Origin of the sequence: Mycobacterium hackensackense (genome assembly GCF_025822555.1) — a bacterium.
Lineage (GTDB): Bacteria > Actinomycetota > Actinomycetes > Mycobacteriales > Mycobacteriaceae > Mycobacterium > Mycobacterium fluoranthenivorans.
The window spans coordinates 15,489-36,942 of record NZ_JACKUC010000030.1 but is presented as its reverse complement, the minus strand read 5'-3'; the positions used below and the strand labels follow the sequence as shown (position 1 = coordinate 36,942).

Genomic DNA, 21,454 nt, shown 5'->3' with positions numbered 1-21,454 from the left:
CTACCGGCGCAGGCGCGGGCCGAGTCCGGTCGCGCGCACGGCCTGGCGGTCGATAGCCGCGCGGACTTCGGCGGCCGACCCCACCACGCGCACCGCCGTCTTGGCGCGCGTCACCGCGGTGTAGAACAGCTCCCGCGTCAACAGCCGTGAATCCTCCGACGGCAACAGCACGGTCACCTCATCGGCCTGGCTGCCCTGGGATTTGTGGATCGTCATCGCGTGCATGGTGTCGACCTCGGTGAGGCGGCCGGTCGAGAACGACGCGGCACCGATCGCCACCCGCAGGCCCTCCGGCGTCGCCACGGTGATCCCGGTGTCCCCGTTGTACAACTTGAGTCCGTAATCGTTGGCGGTCACCAGCACCGGCCGCCCCGGGTACCACACCGACCACATCGGTTCGCCGGTCGCCTCGGTCAGCCAGCGCTGCACCTGACGGTTCCAGTGCGTCACCCCGAACGGGCCGTGCCGGTGCGCACACAGCAACCGATGTTCATCCAGTACCGACGTGGCCCCCGGGGCATCGCCCAGCAGCGCGGCTTCACGCAACCGCAGCGCATGCGGCAGCAGCACGTCCCGAAGGGCATCGCTGGTGGGTGTCCACGCGATATGCGGTCCACCCGCGGCGAGGACCTCCAGTGCGCGGTCGGCGTCACCGTCCCGGATCGCCGTGGCCAGCGCGCCGATCGACTCGCCGAAGCGGTGCGAGGTGTGCAGCGCGGCGACACGGTCGGCGCCCAGGCCGTCCACCAGGTCGGCCAGCACCGCACCGGCTTCCACCGAGGCCAGTTGGTCGGGGTCACCGACCAGGAGCAAGCGGGTCTGCGGGCGGACGGCTTCCAGTAGTCGGGCCATCATGGTCAGCGACACCATCGACGCCTCGTCGACGACGATGACATCGTGCGGCAGCCGATTGCCCCGATGATGACGGAACCGCGACGACGTGTTCGGCAGTGCCCCGAGAAGCCGATGCAAGGTGGTCGCCGGCAGCCCGGTCAACCGCGCGCGATCCACCGGGTCGAGGCGGTCCACCTCGGCGCGGACCGCCTCTTGCAGCCGCGCGGCCGCCTTACCCGTCGGCGCCGCCAGCGCGATCCGCGGCGACGACCGGCCGGCCAGGGCCGCCTGCTCCGCGAGCAGCGCGAGCAGCCGGGCCACCGTGGTCGTCTTACCCGTTCCGGGACCGCCGGTCAGGACGGTGAGGCCCTGGGCCAGGGCCAGTTTCGCGGCCGCACGCTGCTCGTCGAATCCGTCCGGGAACAGCCGCGCCACCTCCGGTGTGGGCCCCGGTGGCTGGGCGGCCAGCAGGGCCAGTGCGTCATCGCACACCTGCTGCTCCTCGCGCCAATACCGGTCCAGGTAGAGCAGATCGCCGAACAGGTGCAGCACCGCCGGGGGACCGATCAGCGGACTGGCCCGCACGGCGGCCAGCCAGGTGTCGGCGTCCGTGCCGAACTCGCCTGCCGCGGCGCGCAGATCCACGCACACCGACCCACCGCGCAGGGCGCGGACCGCCAGGGCCACCGCCAGGATCACCGACTCGTCGGTCTCGCCGGTCAGCGCCGCCAATCGTTGTGCCACATGGGTATCGGCCGGTTCGAAATCCGGAGTCACGCGTCCCCCAGCAATGCCGACAGTTCGGTCACCAAAGCCGGTGGCGGAGCCCAGCTGAACACCCCGCAGGGGTGGCCGTCGGTCACCGGCGTGGCGGGGCCGCACATTCCCCGCACGAACAGGTAGATCACCCCGCCCAGGTGGGTTTCGGGTGCATACCCGGGAAGCCGCCACCTCAGATACCGGTGCAGCACCACGCTGTACAGCAGCGCCTGCAGGGGATAGTCGGAATGCAGCATCGCCTCGACCATGCGCTGCCTGGTGTAGTCGGCGGCGGTCAGCGGCGCATCGGCGGTGCCCAGCCAGTTCGTCTTGTAGTCGACCACAACATATTTCGTCTGCCCGCCGGCCGGCACCCGCAGCACCACGTCGATGGATCCGGAGAGGTACCCGCGCAAGGACTGCCGGCCCAACGTCCCCGTCGACAACCGTTCGGCGTAGCAGGCCAGCGGGTCATCGGCAGGCAGGTGTCGGCCCACCAGTGCGCCGACGTCGGCGAGTGTGTGCTCCTCACCCGCCAGCGGGAACTCGAAATCCAGCTCGCACAGCCGATCTGACAAACCGATCTGCCGCAACGTCCTTCCCGGCGCGAGCGGACCCAGCGGGGTGTCGTGCAGCGGCACCAGGGCGGTTGCGATCTCACCGGCGGTGGCGGGCACCGGCCACCGGGTCGCATGGATCGCCACCTGGGCCTGCAATTCCGCCGCAAGGTTCGCGGCGAGGGGGTCCGCGGTCTCCAGGACGGCGTGCACCAGCGAACCGAAGGTGGCGCCGGTGGGCAGATCGGCCATCGGGGACGGCGTATCGGCGCCCGCCGGAGGGGAGGTCAACGCGATGTCGGGGATCTCGTCGTCCAGTTCGGCCACCTCGGGCTCACTGGAGACACCCGCGGTCCGGGAATCCTCGGCGGCCCGCAACAGTCCGGAATACGACGTGCGCCGCCACGTCGTATCGATGGTCCGGTGGAAGTGCCGCACCGACAGGTCCGTGGCCGGTGCCGTCACCGGAGCGAGGGTGAACGGCGCGATCTCCGACTCCTCCAGCACCGGTCCGCCCGCGTCCGCCCATGCCCGGAGGCGGGCCAATGCGTCGGCATCGGAGATCTTGGCCGGCACACACACGTCCGGCACCTCGGCCGTCCCGGGTGCCCGCCCGCGCAACAACCGCGACAGGCCACCGTTGGGCTCGTAGTACGACGGTGCCCACCAAGCCACCACCTGTGACTGGGCCCGGGTCATCGCCACGTAGGTCAACCGGCTGTCGTTGGCGGCCGCCTCGGCCTTGCCCGCCGCCACCACTGCGGGCGCCGCCCCGCCCAGGTACAGGCAGCGCACCGAATCTTCGTGGTAGAGGACGGGATCCGGGTCGGGGGTGTAGCGGTTGAAGGCGAAGGGCAGATACACGATCGGGTACTGCAGTCCCTTGGACACCCACACCGTCATGATCTGCACCGCGGCCGAATCGCTGTCGAGGCGCCGATTACGTTCGGCCGTCCCGCCGCCGCCGGAACTCTGGGTGCGCAACCAGTCCCGCAGTGCGGGCAGCCCGAATCCCTCGTTGTGCGCGGTGTCCTGGAGCAGTTGCGTCATATGCGCGAGGTCGGTCATCAGCCGCTCGCCCCCTTGACGGGACAACACCCGGCTGCCCATCCCCGCCAACTGTGCGGCCTCGAGCACCGCGGCCACCCCGCGTTCCCGCGCATGTCCGGCCCAGGCGCGCAGGGTCTCGGCCACCCGGTCGGTCAACGTGTCCCCGCCCGCGGCAAGGGTTTCCGCGGTGTCACCGAAGAACGCGGTGGCCGCCGCGGCGCGCACCAGACCCGGGCGGTGCGGCTGGTCGAAGGCCTCCAGCAGGCACAGCCAGTCCGCCGCGGCCTCGGAACCGAACACGTCGGTGTCACCGGTGTAGACCGCGGGGATCCCGGCCTCGGACATGGCGTCGAAGCACGCCCTGGCGTCCTTGTGGGTTTCGACGATCACCGCGATGTGACGGGCTTGCACGGCGGCTCCGTCGAAGGTGGCGGCACTGGCCAGCAGGGCGCCGATATCGGCGGCGAGATCCTTGCCGATATGGGTGCGTAAACGGTCGATCTGCATGGTGCGGGTATGGGAATTGCCCCGCGTGACGACCCGCAGCCGGAACGGATCGTTGCGGGGTGCGCCGGCCAGCCGGTGTCCCTGATGGTGGGCGTGTACCGGGTGCACGACGATTCCCGGGCCACCCAGTTGCGCGCCGCCGAGCACCACCTGCAGCCGATCCACCAGCGCGGCGTCGCTGCGCCAGTTGGTGCCCAGTGTCTGCTTGTCACCCGCGGTGTCGGCCGCCCGCAGATAGGTGTCGATATCGCCGCCGCGGAACGCGTAGATCGCCTGTTTGGGATCGCCGATCAGCACGAGCGTCGAGCGCCCGGTGAAGGCCCGCTCGATCACCTGCCACTGCACGGGGTCGGTGTCCTGGAACTCGTCGACCATGACGATCGGCCAGCGCTGCGGCATCCGCACCCGAGCGGCGGAATCGGGACGGTCGAGTGCGGCGGCCAGCCGGGTCAGCAGATCGTCATAGCCCAGAATTCCGCTGCGCCGCTTACGGATCTCCAATTCGGCCAGCACATCCCGCGCGAAGGCCAGGCACACCGCCGCGTACGAATCAGGCTCCGGATCGACCGGCCGCAGCTGCGTCGCGGGGTGGTTGACCACCTCCCGGGCCAGCTTCAGCGCCGCGCGGTACCCGAGTACCGGGTCGTCGCGCTGCATGCCGAAATGCGCCAGATACAGGTCATCCACGATCTCGACCACCAGCTCGTCGAGGCTCTCCACCAGCGTCACACCGCTGTCGCTGTCCCCGGCCACCCCGAGGGATTTCAGCACGATATGGCAGAACTGGTGGGTGGTGGCGATGGTCGCGGCGTCGAAACCGGCCAGCGCGTCGTGTAGGCGCAGGCGCCGAGCCGGCCGATCGGTGGCGCATATGTGCCGTTCCAGCTCGTTGGCGGCCCGCTCCGGATCGTCGATGGCCGCCAGCGCGCTGACGATCTGGGCGCGCACCCGCTCGCGCAACTCCTGGCTGGCCGACCGACTGAACGTGATCAGCAGCATCTGGTCGAGTGCGGCCACGCCTTCGGCGACCATCCTGGTGACCAGACCGGCCAGTGCGAATGTCTTGCCGGTGCCCGCGCTGGCTTCCAGCACCGTCGTCGATTGCGGTGCCGGCAGCGGACCGAGCAGGTCGAAGGCCTTCACCGCCAGCCTCTTTCGGCCCGCAGCAGCGGAATCCACAGGCGTTGCGCGTACTCGTCGAGCCCGGCCAGGTCGGCGAGCCGGGCACCGCGACCCCACACCCGCTCGATGGCCTTGTCCTCGCATTCGTTCTTCCAGCGGTAGGTGGCGGCCTGCTCCGGGTCGTCGCCGGCGTCGCGTGCGGCAGCCCACGCGTACGACGTCTTGATCGGCAGCGGCAACGGGGATCGGCGGCCCTCGTCGTAGAGCCCGACGAGGTCACGCAATACCGACAGTGCCGAGTCGGGGGCCTCCAGAGTCTGCACCCGCGGGGTGGTGCCCCGCCTGGGCCGTCCGACACAGGTCGCCGACCAGGCCCGCTTCGGGTCGTGAGCGGCCAACGCCAGCAAGGGGATCCACGCCTTGAGCAGATGCTTGCCGTCGAGCTTGGAGTACGTCACCGCCGAGAGCAGATTGCCGAAGACCGGGGTCACCGTTCCCGTCAGGTGCCGGCCCGGTTCCAGTTCGATGTCGACGTCGAAGGCGTCGCCCTCGACGCTGCGGTGCCGCAACGCCTCGGCGGCCAGTTGTGCTGCCTGGTCCCGAATCTCGATGGCTCGACGCCAGCCGAGCCGGCCCGGGGGCAGGGTGCCGCGGCGCCACTCGGCCTGCTGCGCGTCCTGAGGTGTCAGCCCGGCGGTGATGTCGGCGAGCATCCGATCGCCGACCGTCCACTCCTGCAGGGCGTCGATCGACACCGGCATCTCGTCGGATACACCGTCGACATCCCACGGCAGCGTGTAGTCCAGGGCCCGGAAAAAGCCTTTCACCGGGTCGTTGAAGAATCGGACCAGTTCGGCCAGTTCGACATCGGCGCGGGGTGGGGCCGGCAGTGGACCTGAGACGAAGACCGGCCGCGGTTCGCGGTGCCCCGATATCGCCCTGGCCGCCGTCAGGGCGGTGGGGTCGAAGGTGAACGGACGGCCGGAGCTGTCCGGTTCCACGTTGCGGATGTCGAAGGGCTGCAACGGATGCTGGGTGAGTACCGACACCTCTCCTTCGCAGCTCAGGTCCAGGGTGTCGAGCAGTTCGGCGATCGGCACCGCGGGCGGACGGCTCTGCCCGGTGTATTCGTTGGCCCCGGTGTAGGTGATGACGAGTGTCTCGGTGGCCGCGCCGATGGCGTCCAGCAGCAGCTGTCGGTCCTCGGAACGGATATCGCGTTCACCGGTCATCGGGTCGCGGGCCAGGATGTCGTCACCGTCGACGGCACCCAGCCGTGGGAACATCCCGTCGTCGAGGCCCACCAGGCACACCACCCGGTGCGGGACCGAGCGCATCGGGACCATGGTGCACACCGTCAGGGTGCCGGTGCGGAAGTTGGCGCGGGTCGGCCGGCCGGCCAGTTGCCGGTCCAACAGCGCGCGAATATCGCTCAGCCGCAGCACGGTCGAGGCGGCGGTGGCCGTCCCGTCGAGGAGGGCGGCGAACTCCTGCTGGACCTGGGCTCGGGGCCAGTCCTCGTCATCGTGTGCCAGCGCGTCGAGGCCCGTCGACAGCGCGTGCAGCCACTCACCGAGTGGGCGGGTGCCACTGAGCGCGACGACGGTCCGGTGCAGCTGGTCGACGAACTCCGCGAACCGGCCGGCCAGCTCGACGCGATTGCTGCTCACATCGTCGAGCGGCAGTGTGGTGTCCAGCCAGGTCCGCGAGTCATCCGACAGTGCGACGCCCGCCAGCACTCGGTCCACCCCGAAACGCCACGTGTTGTGCAGGAACTCGACGCCATAGGGGGCACGATGCTCCTTGTCGAAACCCCAGCGGATATTGGCCTCCCGGACCCAGGCGGTCACGGCGTCGAGATCGTCGTCGGTGAAGGCGAACCGGGCGCGCACCGGGGCGGATGCGGCCAGGTTCAGTACCTCACTGGCGGTGGCGCGCCCGCCGGCCAACGTCAGCAGCTGCGCGACCACCGACAGCAGCGGATTGGTCTGCACCAGCGCGCGGTCGGCCAGCCGAACCCGCAGCCGGTGCGCCGGATGAGCTCCGTGCACCACCTCACCCAACCCGAAACCGGCCGAGATCAGTGGGGCGAAAGTCTCGATATCGGGGCACATCACCAGGATGTCGCGCGGCTCCAGGGTGGCGTCGTCGGCGAGCAGGCCGAGTAGAACCTCACGCAACACATCGACCTGCCGGGCCGGACCGTGGCAGGCGTGCACCTGTACGGAGCGGTCCGTGATCCGGTGCCGGCGGCCGGCGGGACGCAGCCGGTCGGCGGCGATATCGGATTGCAACCAGCCCAGCAGAGTATTCGGATACGTTGCCGCGGAAAGGTATTCGTCGGTCGCGGCGGTGGGCAGGGCCCGTTGCAGTTCGCGCAGGTCGCGGCCGAGCGTGGCCAGTAGCGGATGTCCGAGTGCGCGGTGACCGGTGTCGTCGCGGCGCGGGATTCGTCCCTTGTGAGTGGACAGCGCCTGCCACATGTGATCACTGGGGTGGGGCAGCCACAGGTGCAGGTCGTGATGGGTGGACAGGGCGTCGAGCAGTTCGATCTCGGTGCGGGGCAACCGGGTGTGGCCGAACAGCGACAGTCTCGGTGGGAGTCCGTCCGCGGGCGCTTCCCGCAACCGAGACACGGTGTGCGCGTGCCGGATGTGCGGAGGGTCGATGCCCATTCTGGACAGCAGGGCCTGCCACAGCGGCGGCTGCCAGGACAGGTCCGCCTCGACGCCCGCCCAGTCGATGAGCAGTTCGGGGCGCTGGCGTGCGTAGGAGGCGAAGAGTCCGGCCAATCTGCGTGCCACCGCGTACCGCCGGCCCTGGCGAAGTTCGTGCTCCTCTCCGGTGTCGAAGTGGCCCAGGTGGGTGGCCAGGGTGGTGCACCACGGCTGGTCGAGGTTCTCGTCGATGGTGGCCAGCAGCGGCCACACCAGGGCGTCGGGGGACCAGGGATCATCGCGGGACGTGCCGGACAGCGTCGCCATCAGCGTGCGTGGGCTGGCGAATTCCACACCGGCGCAGACGCCCAACCGGTCCGACAGTCGCTGGCTGAGCCAGCGTTCGACACCCTTGGCGGGCACCAGTACCAACTCCCGCGCGAACGGGTCGGGCAGGGGTTCGGACAGCAGCGCGCCCAGTCCGTCGGCGAGCAGATCCGTCCGCTCGGCGCGGTGCAGGTGCAGAGCCATCGCTGCCACCCTAGCCAGTCGGTGGCCCGGTCAGGAGCAGGTGTTCAGGGCCGGCCTTTCGAGCCTCACTTCGTGGTGAGAGCGAATTCCTCGGCCAGCCCGTCGATTCCCGCTCGGATCGCCTCGATGGCCGATGCGCGCGCCTTGAGCTTGCTCGCCACATGGGCCTTCAGATGCAGGGTGGCGGCATATTCGGCTGCCACCGCCTGGGCGCGGGCCAGCACGTCGTCGCGTTCGACGATCTCGTCGAGCCAGCCACCCGCGATCGCGGCGTCCCCGGTGAACGTCGCCGCCACCGACACCGCGCGGAAGAACGCGGCACGGGTCAGCCGCATCCGCATGATCTCGATGGCCGCGATCGGCAAGGTCATCCCGATGGCCACCTCGTTGGCCTGGCACCGGCCCTTCGCCGAACCCACCCGATGATCGCCGCTGAGAAGCAGGAAGGAGCCCATCGCGATGGCATGCCCGGTGGCCGCGATCACGATCGGGGCCGGGAAACTCAAGACGCGCACCGACAATTCGAATCCGGCGGTCAGCATGCCCAGCCCGGCAGCGGGATCGCCGGAGGCGAACACACTCAGCTCGAATCCCGCGCTGAGCACCCGCGAATTACCGGCCAGGACGACGGCTTTCACGGTACCGGCGGCGATATCCGACTCGGCCTGGTCCAGTGCGGCGTTGATGGCCGCCAGCATGTCGGGGGACAGGGCATTGACCTTGCCGTCGTCGAGAGCGATCGTCGCGACGGATTCGTTCACCGAGTAACTCACCGGGCTCGTCATAGCTGCGGATGTTACGGAGCGTGGTTGCGAATTTTGATGGCGGGGCTCGAATGGTGCCTGCCTGCGGGCCGGGCCTCCTCGATCCACGGAAAGTCGAGTTCGGTGGTCTCGTCGACCTGGCGGGTCCGCCAGCGGTCCTGGGTCTCGCGCACCGCGCGGTTCATCCGGTCGATCTCGGCCCGGAACACATCGGGACGCGTCTCCTTGGATGCGTAGTGGAAGTAGGTGAGCATGCTGCGCAGCAGCTCCAACTTCTGCTTCTCCCGTCTGGCCAGGTCGTGGTTGAGCATCAGGTCCAGTCGCTGCGCCGGCGGCAAGGTCGCCCAGTCGAGCACCACCTCGGTGTGGAACTCCTGCCGCCTGCCCTTCTCGTTCTTGGGGCGATCGCGGTAGGTGAGGGCGCCCTCGAACCGGGACTGGATCTCCCCGCCGAGTTCCTCGCGGCTGATGGCTGAATCCCACACAGTTCGCCACTCCTGCCCGGGTGCGAGTTGCGTGAGTTCGCTGGGAAGGGTGAGGGCGGCAACCTCGGGTGGCCCGTCGTCATAGGCTTCCTCGTAGCGGCCCACGGTGAGCGGGGTGGGGAATTCGAACTGCACCTGGTGTGCGGCCGACTTGCCGAAATTGCGTACCACGAGTTCGACGACGTGCCAGTCGGTGGCACTGGGCTCCATGTACATCACCACGTGCGGCCGCAATTCATCGCTCTTGAGCTGCCGGTTCCGTTTGATCGCCCGCGCGACGAAGATCAGTGCGAGAACCGCGAGCAACAACCCGGCCCACGCCGCGATCGTTAGCCAGGTGGCAGACCCCAGGCCGACGAGGTCGGTCCACCGATCATGAAACCACTGCACAGCGCCCCCACCCGTTCGTCCGATTGCGCTCTGGACAGTAGCGCTTCGCTAAGTGTCACGTAAACCGCGACTCCCGGCATTGCTAGCTGGCGGTGGCGAGTGCCGGGGCGGTCAGGGGGCGCGGCGTGTCGGCCTGGATCAGGCGTTCGGTGCGGGCCGGCCAGTCGGTGTCCGCCCACACGACTTCGGCGGGCAGGCGGCGCCAGTACCTCGGATGGGCGCGTAGGTACATCTCGACGCTGGCGTGCACCGCCGCGGCGTGCGGCACCCGCCGTACCCCGCGGGCGCGCGGTTCACGCCGGGGGACCGGGAGGGCCGCCGGTTCGGTGCGGATCCGCAGGCCGGCGCGGGTGGCTCCGTCGAGGATCCAGTCCAGGACGACGGCGTCACCGACGATGCTGCGGTGTGTTCCGCGAAACCAGACTTCCTCGACACCGCCGACGTGCTGCAGCGGTGGTCCGCCGTCGATGGCCATGGCGTGCCGGCCCTCGACCACCTCGACCGGTCCAGCGGTGCCCGGCGTCCGGGTGGTGTCCCAGAGGCCGAGGAACCGAACGGGTATCCCGACATCCGTGTGGGAGGTCAGCCCGGCGGCGACGGCGGCGAGGTCCCGCCAGTCCTGGTCGGTGCGCGGTGTGCGCGGGACCGCATAGGTGGCGAGCACGTAGTCGATGAGTTCACCGTCGAGCACGCCGATGGTGCCGAGCAGTCTGCTCAGGGCCTGGGCACAGGCCGCGCCGCGGCCGGCCCCGAAGACGAAGATCTGGTCGCCCGGGCGCCAGTGCGTCAGCAGATGCCGATAGCCCTCGGTGATGGCGGCGCGCGCCTCGTCGGCGGCGTTGCGGCGGCGCTGCGGGAGGTCGTGAGACCAGATCAGCTGGGTGTCGTCGAGTTGTGCGAGCAGTCCGGTGCGGTCGGTACGACCGGAATGTGACTCTTGGCCGAAGCACAGCACGATGTTTGTCACAGCAACCCCCGACGGAAGCGGCACAAGCGAATCCAGCGAATAATTCTGCCCACGCGGCCCGGCTGGCGCCAGTCCGTGGATTCGGCGAAAAATCCATCCATCTCGACGAAATCCAGCTAACTAAAGCTATCGTGCTACGAAATCAGTCGTCTGTCCACCGTTTGACGGACATAGAAATTCTCGCGGTTAACCTGAACCGCAGCGGCGGGGAACGTTTGGCTAACTCAACGGCAGTACTGCGCCGGCACTGGACACGTCGCCGTGCACCTGCAGGGAGCCGGGCACACTGCCGGGCGGGACATCGAACGCGATGGCGACATCGACGGGTTCGTTGGGGTACACCACGGTCGTCGTACCGCCGAGATAGAAGGTGGCCTCGGTGTCCGGGGTGTAGGTCTGGCCGTCCGCGGTGAGCACCTGTTGGTCGGCGACGAACGTCGCCGGCGCCTGACCGGTGTTGGTCAAGGTCAGATGCACCACGATGAACTCACCCGTGGCGGTCTTGGTCAGCTGGTCGTTGTCCGGCGCGACGACGGTCGGGCCGATATCGATGCCGTTCTGGGTGAACGTGACGTCACCGTCGACCGCGCTACCCGCCGCGGGTGCCGCGGGCGCGGATTCGGTCGCCGACGGGCGCGAGGTCTCGGTGGACGTCTCGGCCGAGGACGATGTGGTCTGGGTGGACGTCGCCCCCGGCAGGCTCAGCCGGCTGGCCTCGGGCTTGTGGATGACCAGGGCGTACACCAGCGCCGCGATCAGTGCGATGAGCAGGACGCCCACGCCGCCGATATAGCTCTTGAGCAGTTTCCCGTTTCCTGCGGCCGGTGCGGTGGGCCCCGGTGCCGCGGCTGCCGGCTCGGCGAACTGGGCCGCCGCCGGCTCGCCGTAGAACGACGCCGGGGTGTAGGTGGGGACCACCGTGGTGGCCGGTTCGGGCAGCCGCACCACGGTGGTATCCGGCTCGAACGCGGTGGGCGGCTCCGGGTTCTCGGGGGACGGTTCGGGTGCTTCCTCGGCCGGCTCCGGGGTGTCCGCATCGGATTCCGGCTCAGACGGTGACGGCTCGGGTGCCGGCTGCTCGGGCTGCGGGATGTTCACGACGGCGGTGGGCTGCTCGCTGGCCGCCTGCTCCCAGGACGGCATCTCGACATCGGGCCACGGCGGCAACTCGGACGGCCAGGATGTCGGCTCCTGCGGCGCGGAAGGTTCTGCGGGAGCCGCGGGAACGGGAGGCGCCGGTGGCGCCTGAGCGGGGGTCAGATGCTCGGTCCACGCCGTGCCATCCCAATACCGTTGACCACCCGTGCCGTCAGGGTCGGGATACCAGCCGGCCGGGGTCGGCGGTGTCGTCATCGTAGGACTTCCTCCCCATCATGCGCCGGATGGGCGCTGTGACCCCGCAGGATAGCCGAGCCCGGAATACGCCGCGAGACTTTTGCCTGCGCCCTCGACCTCGTTCAGCCGCCCATCAGCATGCGCCACTGGTCGAGATTGCTCGCCCGGTAGACGTAGTTCGACTGCTTGACCGAAGACAACGATGCGTTCGGCTCAGCCGAATACCAGTGTCCGGGAAATACGGTCGGGTCGCCGGGCAACTGGGCAAGTGCCTGCAGGCTGCGGAACATGGCATCGACGTCCCCGCCGGGGAAATCGGTGCGCCCGCACCCCTCCAGGAACAAGGTGTCGCCGGCCACCAGTCGCCCGTCGAGCAGGAAGCACTGACTGCCCGGGGTGTGTCCCGGCGTGTGCAGCAGTTCGATCTCGATATCGCCGATCGCCACTTTGTCACCGTGCTGGTGCGGGGTCAGTTCGCTGGGTGCGATACCGGTGACGCGCGAAACCCAGTCCGCCTCATGGGCATTGACGTGCACCGGCACGCTGACTCGCTCCAGGAGTTCGGCCACTCCCTTCAGCGTGAACCCCATCATCGTGCCGCCGACGTGGTCGGGGTGGTGGTGGGACACCAGCACGCCCGACAGGTGCATGCCATCCGCTTCCAGGGTGTCCACCAGGTCGCCTGCGGCGTACGCGGGGTCGACGACCACGGTGTCGCCGGTCTCGCGGTCGCCGATCAGATAGGCGAAGTTGCGCATCTGTTCGGCGATCGGATCGCCCGCGGCGAAATCGCGGCCGGACAACAGCTGACGGAAGTACAGGCGGTCTTCGGACATGGGGACAGAGTAGGACGGCGCCCCGTGACGGAGATAACCGCAGGTCCAAAAACCGCATGTCATGAGGTGTTTAACCGCACAAGCGGAAATGTCGCATCACAGATGCGTAATTACTAGCGTCGGACGCATGCACCTCACCCGGTTCACCGACCTCGGACTGCGGACGATGATGCTGCTCGCCGCCGCGGAGACCGACGGCCGGCGAATCACCACCCGCACCATCGCGAACGGCGCGGACGCGTCGGAGAACCACATCGCCAAAGCCGTCTCGCGGCTCGTCGAGCTCGGCATGGTCAACGCCCGGCGCGGCCGAGTCGGTGGACTCGAACTCACCGAGGCCGGCCGACATGCATCGCTGGGCCGGCTGGTCCGCCGCCTGGAGGGCGACGCCGAGGTGATCGACTGCGCCGGCGGCGCCCACCCCTGCCCGCTGATCCCCGCGTGCCGGCTGCGTCGAGTGCTCGCGGAGGCCAAAGAAGCCTTCTACCGCCAGCTCGACGGCTACACCATCGACGACCTGTCGGGCAGCGCCCTGCTGCCCCTCGTTTCCCTTCCCTTGACCCACCCAGAAAGGACACCACGATGACCATCACCACCGAGAGCACTGAACTGGACCCGGTTCACGCCGAGATCGTCACCGCCACGCTGCCGTTGATCGGCGCCAATATCGACACCATCACCCAGGCGTTCTACCGCCGGTTGTTCGACAACCACCCGCAGCTGCTGCGCAACCTGTTCAACCGCGGTAACCAGGCCCAGGGCGCGCAGCAGCGCGCACTGGCGGCGTCGATCGCGACCTTCGCCACGCACCTTGTCGACCCTGCGCTGCCGCATCCGGTGGAGCTGCTGTCGCGGATCGGGCACAAGCACGCCTCGCTGGGCATCGTCGCCGAGCAGTACCCGGTGGTGCACGACAACCTGTTCGCGGCGATCGTGGAGGTGCTCGGTGCGGACACCGTCACCGCCGAGGTCGCGGCCGCCTGGGACCAGGTTTTCTGGATCATGGCCAACGCGCTGATCGACCTGGAGCGCTCGCTGTACGCCCAAGCCGGTGTGCGTGACGGTGACGTGTACCGGCGGGCCCAGGTGCTGGCCCGGGTGGACGATCCGTCCGGCGCGGTCCAGGTGACTGTCGCCCCGCTGACGGCCGGCGCGCTGCCGAGCACCGCGGGCCAGTACGTGTCCGTCGGTGTGACCCTTCCCGACGGCGCGCGCCAGCTGCGCCAGTACAGCCTGATCGACGCGGGCGAGCACGGGGAGCTCACCTTCGCGGTCAAGCCCACCGGTGAGGTGTCGACATGGATCCGGGACAACCTGCGCGTGGGCGACCTGCTCGACGTCACCGTGCCGTTCGGCGACCTGCCGCGCCCCGCTCCCGGTGCGCCGCTGGTGTTGATCTCGGCGGGCATCGGCATCACTCCGATGATCGGCATCCTGGAAGCGCTGGACCCGGCCACGCGCGTGGTCGTCCTGCACGCCGACCGCAGCGCCCAGACCCACCCGCTGCGGGAACGGCAACGTGAGTTGGTGGCCGCGTTGCCCGATGTCACCCTGGACATCTGGTACGAGGACGCCACCGAAGGCGCGCATCAGGGCTTCCTGAACCTCGACGAGGTGGAGCTGCCCGCCGGCGCCGAGGTCTACCTGTGTGGCGCCGACGGCTTCGTCCGGGCGGTGCGCGACCAGTTGGCCGCGCGCGGCGTCGAACGGGTGCACTGCGAGCTGTTCAGCCCCAACGACTGGCTGCTGTAACCGCGCCGGCTGGTCAACGCTGATTTCTGCACCGGGGTCGCTGCGCCCGTACACTCGCGACCCTGGTGTGGAAAACAGCGTCGAACGGGCCAGTCGACCCCGATACGCTGCCGTTTTGGCAGGAGAAACGCCGGGAATGTACCCTCTTTAAGGCCCTCGGGCTGATGTAGTGCCAAAGAAGTGCAAGGCCCCCTTAGCTCAGTCGGTAGAGCGTTTCCATGGTAAGGAAAAGGTCAACGGTTCGATTCCGTTAGGGGGCTCGGTGGACGCCAGGCGGATCGCCGCCTTTCGTCTATTCGGGGCGGTGTAGCTCAGCTGGTTAGAGCGCACGACTCATAATCGTGAGGTCGGGAGATCGAGCCTCCCCACCGCTACAGGGAAACAACGAGAGGCAATGACGTGGCGTCGAGTACCGACGTACGGCCCAAGATCACCTTGGCCTGCGAGGTGTGCAAGCACCGTAACTACATCACGAAGAAGAACCGGCGCAACGACCCGGACCGGCTGGAGCTGAAGAAGTTCTGCCCCAACTGTGGCGCGCACCAGCCGCATAAAGAGTCGCGCTAACTCTTCGTCGTGGCTCTGTCGTCGAACATCGTCGGGATGCACTATCGGTACCCCGACGTGTACGAGGTTGGCCGGGAGAAGATCCGCGAGCACGCCGTCGCCGTCAAGAACGACGATGCGTACTTCCACGATGAAGCTGTCGCCGCCGACCTCGGGCATGACGCATTGCCGGCGCCGCTGACCTTCATCTGCATCTTCGGCTACCAGGCGCAGTATGCGTTTTTCGATCATGCGAACATCAGCGTCAAGGACGCGCAGATCGTGCAGGTCGACCAGCAGTTGAAGTTCATGGCGCCGATCCGGGCGGGCGACAGGCTGTACTGCGATGTCTACGTAGATTCGGTTCGACAGGCACACGGCACGGACATCATCGTCACCAAGAACGTGATCAGTAATGACAAGGGTGACGTTGTCCAGGAGGCCTACACGACCCTTGCCGGTCGTGCAGGAGACGGAGAAGAGGGTTTTTCTGATGGCTCTGCGTGAGTTCAGTTCGGTCAACGTGGGTGACACCCTTCCGGAGAAGGTCATCCCGCTGACCCGACAGGACCTGGTGAACTACGCCGGTGTGTCCGGCGACCTGAACCCCATCCACTGGGACGATGAGATCGCCAAGCAGGTCGGCCTCGACACCGCGATTGCTCACGGCATGCTGACCATGGGCCTCGGCGGCGGTTATGTCACGTCCTGGGTCGGCGACCCGGCCGCCGTGACCGAGTACAACGTCCGGTTCACCGCGGTCGTCCCCGTGCCCAACGACGGTGTGGGCGCCGAGATCGTCTTCAACGGCCGGGTGAAATCGGTGGAACCCGAATCGAAGTCGGTGACGATCGCCCTCTCGGCGACCACCGGGGGAAAGAAGATCTTCGGCCGGGCCATCGCCATCGCGAAGCTGGCCTGAGCCATGGCCATCAAGGCTGACATCCTGGGGATGGTCTACAAGTACCCCGAGGTCTTCGTGGTGGGCCGCGAGCAGGTCAAGCAGTTCGCGCGGGCGGTGAAATCCGACGACCCGGCTTCGCAGGACGAGGCGGCCGCCGCCGCGCTGGGCCACGACGCCCTGGTCGCAGGCCCGACGTTCCCGTCGATTCTGGCGCTGCTGGTGCAGCAGGACTTCTTCCGCAACGTCGATCTCGGCATGGAAACCATGCAGATCATCCAGGTGGATCAGCGGTTCGTGTACCACCGCCCGATCAAGGTGGGCGACCGGTTGCATGCGCAGCTGGAGGTGAAGTCGGTCGATGAGCGGTTCGGCGCCGATATCGTCGTGACCCGCAACATCCTCGCCGACGACGACGGCGTGATCATCATGGAGGCGTTCACCACCCTGATGGGCCACGAAGGCGACAATTCGGTGTCGGTGCAGTACGACCGCGAAACCGGTCAGGTGCGGCGCTCGGCGGTCATCGAGAGCTAGTCTCGATGAGGGGAGCGCAGCGACAAGGCGATTAGTAACTGAGACTTGGGCCGATGTACACTCGGTCCTCGGGGTTTTCCCACATCAGCGCGCTGTCCGTCGGTTCGGAAATCGGCCGGTCGGGGAGCGCGCGAGTTGTGTGAGGGCCGCCACGAAGGGGCGTAGCTCAACTGGCAGAGCAGCGGTCTCCAAAACCGCAGGTTGCAGGTTCAAGTCCTGTCGCCCCTGCTCAACTGAATACTCGACGAGTGTGGACACTGCGAAGGTGACCACCCGAACCAGATGAAAGGCGTGCGGTGAGCGACGAGCGCGACAGTGCCGGCTCCGAAGGCACCGAAGCAACGGGCACCGAGGACGCGGCCGGCCAGACGGCCGTCGTGACCCGCCCGCTGCGCCCGACCGGTAAGCGGACGCGGCGTGCCGCGGTGGCCCCGGTTGAGGATGATGAGGTGTCCGATACCGACACCGAGTCCGCCGACGGCACCGAGGGCGCCGAACCGACTGCCAAGAGCACGAAGACCAAGGCGGCGAAGCCGGCCAAGAAGAAGAGCGACGCCAAGCGGGTCAACCCGTTCGCCTTCGTGTGGAACTACCTCAAGCAGGTCGTTGCCGAACTGCGCAAGGTCATCTGGCCGAACCGCAAGCAGATGGTCAGCTACACCACGGTGGTCCTGGTGTTCCTGGCATTCATGGTCGCGCTGATCGGCGGGGTCGACGTCGGGCTGGCGAAGCTCGTGTCGATCGTGTTCGGCTGACCGGAAGAACTGAGAGAGGACTGACAACCGTGACTAGCTTCGACGGCGACGAACAGCTCGACGCCGAGACGCCTTCGGGTGATGCCGTCGACGTGCTCGACGAGACTCTGGAGACCGCCGAGGGCGCCGAAGAAGGCGCTGAAGAATCCGAGACTGCCGAAACTGCGGAACCCGAGGCTCCTGTCGTTGAGGAGGCCGCCGAGGATGAGGACGTCGATCCGGCGACCGCGCTCAAGAAGGAGCTGCGCCTCAAGCCGGGTGACTGGTACGTCATCCACAGCTACGCCGGTTACGAGAACAAGGTGAAGGCCAACCTCGAGACCCGCGTGCAGAACCTGGACGTCGGCGACTACATCTTCCAGGTCGAGGTGCCCACCGAAGAGGTCACCGAGATCAAGAACGGCCAGCGTAAGCAGGTCAACCGCAAGGTGCTGCCCGGCTACATCCTGGTGCGCATGGAACTGAACGACGAGTCGTGGGGCGCGGTGCGCAACACCCCGGGCGTCACCGGGTTCGTCGGTGCGACCTCGCGCCCGTCACCGCTGTCGCTCAACGACGTGGTCAAGTTCCTGCTGCCGCAGGGGGCGGCCAAGAAGGCTGCCGCGAAGAGCTCCTCCGCGGCATCGGCGGCCTCTTCTGAAGCCACGTTGGAACGGCCCGAGATCCTCGTCGATTTCGAGGTCGGCGAGTCCGTCACCGTCATGGACGGCCCGTTCGCGACGCTGCCGGCCTCGATCAGCGAGGTCAACGCCGAGCAGCAGAAGCTCAAGGTGTTGGTGTCGATCTTCGGCCGCGAGACACCTGTCGAGCTGACGTTCACCCAGGTCGCCAAGATTTAGCGGCTCAGTTTTCAACAACACAGGGCAACCCACGCCCTTCCAGGAAGAAACAGTAAGGAACACCGAACAACATGGCCCCGAAGAAAAAGGTCGCCGGGCTCATCAAGCTCCAGATCCAGGCCGGGCAGGCCAACCCTGCTCCGCCGGTCGGTCCGGCGCTCGGTCAGCATGGCGTCAACATCATGGAGTTCTGCAAGGCGTACAACGCCGCGACCGAGTCGCAGCGCGGCAACGTCATCCCCGTGGAGATCACCGTCTACGAGGATCGCAGCTTCACCTTCGCCCTGAAGACCCCGCCCGCCGCGCGGCTGCTGCTCAAGGCTGCCGGTGTGCAGAAGGGTTCCGGCGAACCGCACAAGACCAAGGTCGCCAAGGTCACGTGGGATCAGGTGCGTGAGATCGCCGAGACCAAGAAGGAAGATCTCAACGCCAACGATATCGACGCCGCGGCGAAGATCATCGCCGGCACTGCCCGCTCCATGGGTATCACTGTCGAATAAGCACGAAAGTCTCGAACAAGCACGGAAGTCGTGGGAGGGCCCGCTCCGGCCCGACAACCACAACTCCAACAACACGATTGGAATCACAATGAGCAAGAACAGCAAGGCATATCGCGAAGCCGCCGAGAAGGTGGATCGCACCAACCTCTACACCCCGCTGCAGGCCGCGCGTCTGGCCAAGGAGACCTCGTCCAAGAAGCAGGATGCGACCGTCGAGGTCGCCATCCGCCTGGGCGTCGATCCCCGCAAGGCCGACCAGATGGTCCGTGGCACCGTGAACCTTCCGCACGGCACCGGTAAGACCGCCCGTGTCGCGGTGTTCGCCGTGGGTGAGAAGGCCGAGCAGGCCCTGGCCGCCGGCGCGGACGTGGTGGGTAGCGATGACCTGATCGAGAAGATCCAGGGTGGGTTCCTGGATTTCGACGCCGCGATCGCCACGCCCGATCAGATGGCCAAGGTCGGTCGTATCGCCCGCGTGCTGGGCCCGCGCGGCCTGATGCCGAACCCCAAGACCGGCACCGTGACCGCTGATGTCACCAAGGCCGTCAACGACATCAAGGGCGGCAAGATCAACTTCCGTGTCGACAAGCAGGCCAACCTGCACTTCGTGATCGGCAAGGCGTCCTTCGACGAGACCAAGCTGGCCGAGAACTACGGTGCGGCGCTCGACGAGGTGCTGCGCGCCAAGCCGTCGTCCTCCAAGGGGCGCTACCTGAAGAAGATCACCGTCTCCACCACGACCGGCCCCGGCATCCCGGTGGACCCGGCCGTGACCCGGAACTTCACGGAGGAGCAGGTCTAAAGCCTGTCCTTACACCTCACCGAGTGGCCGGTCATCGCGAGATGACCGGCCACTCGGCGTTTCGGCGTCAGCCCCCGCACTCGGCGAGGCGCCGGCGCAGGAAATCCTGCGCTGGATCGGATGCACTGCGGTCCAAGGCGATTCGGTACCAGTGGGCTGCCTCGGTCAGCCGGTCGGACCTGCGCAGCAGGTCGGCCCGGATCGAGGCGACCACACTCGAGCGCGCCAGTCGCGGATCATCGGCCACCCGGTCCAACGCCGCCAGCCCGACGGCGAAACCGTCCCGAAAGCCCAGTGCCAGCGCGTGATTGGCCCGGGCCATCGGTGAATCGGCGACGGCGATGAGCCGATCGTAGGCTGCGCAGATCGTCGGCCAGTCGGTGGCCGCCCAGTTCGGGGCCGTGGCATGGACGGCCGCGATCACCGCTTGCGGCAGGTAAGGTCCCTGCGCGCCGCTCGCCCGGGCCAGCCGGTCCAGGCCGCGGGCCATCCGGGTTCGGTCCCAGCGGCTGCGGTCCTGCTCCTCGAGCGGCAATAGGGCACCGCCGGCATCGACCCGGGTGGCCCGCCGCGAGTCGTGCAGCAGGGTCAGCGCCGCCAGGGCATGGGTATCCGCAACCGTGGGCATCAAGGCGCACAGTTCCCCGGCCAGTCGGACCCCCTCGTCGCAGAGGTCGTCGCGGATGGCCGAGGGACCGCCGGTCGACCAGTAGCCCTCGGTGAACACCGAGTACACGCAGGCCAGCACGTGCGGTGTCCGTTCGCCGAGCAACTCTGCCGGCGGGACCCGCAGCGGGATGTTGGCGTGCCGGATCTTGTTCTTGGCGCGGGTGATCCGTTGCCCGACGGCGGCTTCGGACTGCATGAGTGCTCGGGCGATCTCCGGCACCGTCAGCCCGGAGATCAGGCGCAAGGTCAGCGCCAGTTGTGACGGCCGGTCGAGGGCGGGGTGTGCGCAGGTGAACATCATCCGCAGCTCGTCATCGCGGACCGGGTGCACCGGCCGGTCATCGGTTGGGATCGGCATCGCCGCGAGTTCCTTTCCGGGGCGCGATGATTCGCGCCGTATCCGGTCCAGGGCGCGATTGCGTGCGACCGTCATGAGCCAGCCGCCCGGGTTGTCCGGGGGTCCGTCGGCCCAGGTGCGCAGCGCTTCGGTGAAGGCCTCCTGGACGGCGTCCTCTGCCAGGGTGAGGTCACCGCACCAGCGCGCCAGTGTCGCGACCGCCGGACCCCATTCGCGACGGAAGACGCCGTCCAGGTTGGTCATTGCGCGGCTCTTACAGGCCGGCGATCCCGGCGAGCCGGCGCACCGCGACCGAGCCGGCGGGAATCATCGAGGCGAGCTTGACCGCCTCGTCCCGGTCTGCGGCGCGAAGCAGGTAGAAGCCGTTGGCCACCTCCGCACCCTCCACGTAGGGCCCGTCCGTCAACACCGTCTGGCCGTCCCGAACCCGTACCGTCGTGGCGGTGGCCGGCGGGTGCAACGGTGCTCCGCCCAGGATGTGGTCACCGATGCTCTGATGGACCTCGACGTGCTGGGCCACCCTGGCTTCGAACTCGGGTGAACCGGGGATGTTCACCTCGTCGGGTGACTCCAGCAGCAGCGCAAGCCAATCCGCGCCGACCGGCTGGCTGGGGGCATTCCAGTGCACCATCGGCCACACCTCGATGGCACCGTACTGCGCCGCGGGGATCTGGCGCGCCAACTCCAGCGCGTCGTCGAGATTGTCGGCCTCGAACACGTAGTAGCCGCCGGCCACCTCGGCGCCTTCGGCGAACGGGCCGTCGGTCACCACCGGCTCACCCGGCCAGCCGGTGATCAGCTTGCCGTCGCCCGCAGCGGCGAGTGCGTCGCCGCCCCGGATCGCCGACGCGGCCTTGGCATGGAATTCCTGATAGGCCGCCATCTCGGCGGCGCCCTCGGCGGGGTTCAGATCGCGCTCGGGGGTCAGCAGCAGTGCGAAGTAGAACATGGTCGTTCCTCCGGTAGGGGCGGGACCCTAGCGTCCCACTCTCTACCTGTAC

20 protein-coding genes and 3 tRNA genes are annotated in these 21,454 nt (G+C 68.0%); 13 read left to right on the top strand and 10 right to left on the bottom strand.

What is annotated here, in order from left to right; genetic code table 11:
- From recD to H7J86_RS09520, 8 genes are all read right to left on the bottom strand, one after another.
- Positions 1-1,611 (bottom strand): exodeoxyribonuclease V subunit alpha, encoded by a 1,611-nt coding sequence (recD, locus tag H7J86_RS09555; RefSeq protein WP_090360080.1) that lies wholly within the window; start codon positions 1,609-1,611, stop codon positions 1-3.
- The gene (gene recB, locus H7J86_RS09550; RefSeq protein WP_267290699.1) at positions 1,608-4,850 is read right to left on the bottom strand and encodes an exodeoxyribonuclease V subunit beta; all 3,243 of its coding nucleotides are present in this window, start codon (positions 4,848-4,850) and stop codon (positions 1,608-1,610) included. The genes recD and recB overlap by 4 nt, the downstream gene beginning before the upstream one ends.
- On the bottom strand, positions 4,847-8,017 hold the full coding sequence (recC, locus tag H7J86_RS09545; RefSeq protein WP_267290697.1) for an exodeoxyribonuclease V subunit gamma: 3,171 nt from the start codon (positions 8,015-8,017) through the stop codon (positions 4,847-4,849). Before recC ends, recB begins: the two co-directional genes overlap by 4 nt.
- A 65-nt stretch (positions 8,018-8,082) precedes the next feature.
- Positions 8,083-8,802 carry a crotonase/enoyl-CoA hydratase family protein gene (locus H7J86_RS09540; protein WP_090360076.1) on the bottom strand — a complete coding sequence of 240 codons (720 nt, stop codon included), beginning with the start codon at positions 8,800-8,802 and terminating at the stop codon, positions 8,083-8,085.
- 11 nt (positions 8,803-8,813) lie between these two features.
- Complete coding sequence (locus H7J86_RS09535; RefSeq protein WP_267290695.1) at positions 8,814-9,656, bottom strand: DUF8453 domain-containing protein; 843 nt, start codon at positions 9,654-9,656, stop codon at positions 8,814-8,816.
- Positions 9,657-9,738: 82 nt separating this feature from the next.
- On the bottom strand, positions 9,739-10,623 hold the full coding sequence (locus tag H7J86_RS09530) for a phospholipase effector Tle1 domain-containing protein (RefSeq protein WP_267290693.1): 885 nt from the start codon (positions 10,621-10,623) through the stop codon (positions 9,739-9,741).
- Positions 10,624-10,842: 219 nt separating this feature from the next.
- A complete protein-coding gene (locus tag H7J86_RS09525) occupies positions 10,843-11,976 on the bottom strand; it encodes a DUF2510 domain-containing protein (protein WP_267290691.1) in 1,134 nt (377 codons plus the stop codon).
- Between the two features lie 104 nt (positions 11,977-12,080).
- Entirely contained in the window at positions 12,081-12,794 is a 714-nt protein-coding gene (locus H7J86_RS09520; RefSeq protein WP_090360066.1) for an MBL fold metallo-hydrolase, read from the bottom strand.
- Between the two features lie 127 nt (positions 12,795-12,921).
- On the opposite strand from H7J86_RS09520, the gene H7J86_RS09515 reads away from it, so the two are divergent.
- From H7J86_RS09515 to rplA, 13 genes are all read left to right on the top strand, one after another.
- The gene (locus H7J86_RS09515; protein ID WP_090360063.1) at positions 12,922-13,380 is read left to right on the top strand and encodes an RrF2 family transcriptional regulator; all 459 of its coding nucleotides are present in this window, start codon (positions 12,922-12,924) and stop codon (positions 13,378-13,380) included.
- Positions 13,377-14,546, top strand: a complete 1,170-nt coding sequence (locus H7J86_RS09510; protein WP_187098279.1) for a globin domain-containing protein — start codon at positions 13,377-13,379, stop codon at positions 14,544-14,546. The genes H7J86_RS09515 and H7J86_RS09510 overlap by 4 nt, the downstream gene beginning before the upstream one ends.
- Before the next feature lie 187 nt (positions 14,547-14,733).
- Positions 14,734-14,806: transfer RNA gene (locus H7J86_RS09505), tRNA-Thr, on the top strand.
- Positions 14,807-14,846: 40 nt separating this feature from the next.
- Positions 14,847-14,920, top strand: a tRNA-Met gene (locus H7J86_RS09500).
- A 25-nt stretch (positions 14,921-14,945) separates the two neighbouring features.
- Positions 14,946-15,113, top strand: a complete 168-nt coding sequence (gene rpmG, locus H7J86_RS09495; RefSeq protein ID WP_090360058.1) for a 50S ribosomal protein L33 — start codon at positions 14,946-14,948, stop codon at positions 15,111-15,113.
- A gap of 9 nt (positions 15,114-15,122) precedes the next feature.
- Positions 15,123-15,599, top strand: a complete 477-nt coding sequence (gene hadA, locus H7J86_RS09490) for a (3R)-hydroxyacyl-ACP dehydratase subunit HadA (protein ID WP_090360056.1) — start codon at positions 15,123-15,125, stop codon at positions 15,597-15,599.
- Entirely contained in the window at positions 15,586-16,014 is a 429-nt protein-coding gene (hadB, locus tag H7J86_RS09485) for a (3R)-hydroxyacyl-ACP dehydratase subunit HadB (RefSeq protein WP_090360053.1), read from the top strand. The genes hadA and hadB overlap by 14 nt, the downstream gene beginning before the upstream one ends.
- A gap of 3 nt (positions 16,015-16,017) precedes the next feature.
- Positions 16,018-16,530 carry a (3R)-hydroxyacyl-ACP dehydratase subunit HadC gene (hadC, locus tag H7J86_RS09480; protein ID WP_090360051.1) on the top strand — a complete coding sequence of 171 codons (513 nt, stop codon included), beginning with the start codon at positions 16,018-16,020 and terminating at the stop codon, positions 16,528-16,530.
- Between the two features lie 155 nt (positions 16,531-16,685).
- Positions 16,686-16,758 (top strand) — tRNA-Trp (locus H7J86_RS09475).
- Positions 16,759-16,826: 68 nt separating this feature from the next.
- Entirely contained in the window at positions 16,827-17,285 is a 459-nt protein-coding gene (secE, locus tag H7J86_RS09470) for a preprotein translocase subunit SecE (RefSeq protein WP_090360048.1), read from the top strand.
- Positions 17,286-17,314: 29 nt separating this feature from the next.
- Positions 17,315-18,124 (top strand): transcription termination/antitermination protein NusG, encoded by an 810-nt coding sequence (nusG, locus tag H7J86_RS09465; RefSeq protein ID WP_090360047.1) that lies wholly within the window; start codon positions 17,315-17,317, stop codon positions 18,122-18,124.
- A gap of 71 nt (positions 18,125-18,195) precedes the next feature.
- The gene (gene rplK, locus H7J86_RS09460) at positions 18,196-18,624 is read left to right on the top strand and encodes a 50S ribosomal protein L11 (protein ID WP_090360044.1); all 429 of its coding nucleotides are present in this window, start codon (positions 18,196-18,198) and stop codon (positions 18,622-18,624) included.
- Positions 18,625-18,712: 88 nt separating this feature from the next.
- On the top strand, positions 18,713-19,426 hold the full coding sequence (rplA, locus tag H7J86_RS09455; RefSeq protein WP_090360043.1) for a 50S ribosomal protein L1: 714 nt from the start codon (positions 18,713-18,715) through the stop codon (positions 19,424-19,426).
- Positions 19,427-19,493: 67 nt separating this feature from the next.
- On the opposite strand, the gene H7J86_RS09450 is transcribed toward rplA, so the two are convergent.
- Together H7J86_RS09450 and H7J86_RS09445 are read right to left on the bottom strand one after the other, a co-directional pair.
- Positions 19,494-20,696 carry an RNA polymerase sigma factor gene (locus H7J86_RS09450; RefSeq protein ID WP_267290689.1) on the bottom strand — a complete coding sequence of 401 codons (1,203 nt, stop codon included), beginning with the start codon at positions 20,694-20,696 and terminating at the stop codon, positions 19,494-19,496.
- A gap of 10 nt (positions 20,697-20,706) precedes the next feature.
- Positions 20,707-21,402, bottom strand: a complete 696-nt coding sequence (locus H7J86_RS09445; RefSeq protein ID WP_090360038.1) for a YciI family protein — start codon at positions 21,400-21,402, stop codon at positions 20,707-20,709.
- Positions 21,403-21,454 lie beyond the last annotated feature (52 nt).

What these genes read in the sequence shown, in the direction of transcription:
- recC (WP_267290697.1), bottom strand. Translation starts at nt 8,017, where the DNA reads ATGGCTCTGCACCTGCACCGCGCCGAGCGGACGGATCTGCTCGCCGAC.
- H7J86_RS09540 (WP_090360076.1), bottom strand. Translation starts at nt 8,802, where the DNA reads ATGACGAGCCCGGTGAGTTACTCGGTGAACGAATCCGTCGCGACGATC.
- H7J86_RS09525 (WP_267290691.1), bottom strand. Translation starts at nt 11,976, where the DNA reads ATGACGACACCGCCGACCCCGGCCGGCTGGTATCCCGACCCTGACGGC.
- H7J86_RS09520 (WP_090360066.1), bottom strand. Translation starts at nt 12,794, where the DNA reads ATGTCCGAAGACCGCCTGTACTTCCGTCAGCTGTTGTCCGGCCGCGAT.
- H7J86_RS09515 (WP_090360063.1), top strand. Translation starts at nt 12,922, where the DNA reads ATGCACCTCACCCGGTTCACCGACCTCGGACTGCGGACGATGATGCTG.
- H7J86_RS09510 (WP_187098279.1), top strand. Translation starts at nt 13,377, where the DNA reads ATGACCATCACCACCGAGAGCACTGAACTGGACCCGGTTCACGCCGAG.
- hadB (WP_090360053.1), top strand. Translation starts at nt 15,586, where the DNA reads ATGGCTCTGCGTGAGTTCAGTTCGGTCAACGTGGGTGACACCCTTCCG.
- hadC (WP_090360051.1), top strand. Translation starts at nt 16,018, where the DNA reads ATGGCCATCAAGGCTGACATCCTGGGGATGGTCTACAAGTACCCCGAG.
- rplK (WP_090360044.1), top strand. Translation starts at nt 18,196, where the DNA reads ATGGCCCCGAAGAAAAAGGTCGCCGGGCTCATCAAGCTCCAGATCCAG.
- rplA (WP_090360043.1), top strand. Translation starts at nt 18,713, where the DNA reads ATGAGCAAGAACAGCAAGGCATATCGCGAAGCCGCCGAGAAGGTGGAT.
- H7J86_RS09450 (WP_267290689.1), bottom strand. Translation starts at nt 20,696, where the DNA reads ATGACCAACCTGGACGGCGTCTTCCGTCGCGAATGGGGTCCGGCGGTC.
- H7J86_RS09445 (WP_090360038.1), bottom strand. Translation starts at nt 21,402, where the DNA reads ATGTTCTACTTCGCACTGCTGCTGACCCCCGAGCGCGATCTGAACCCC.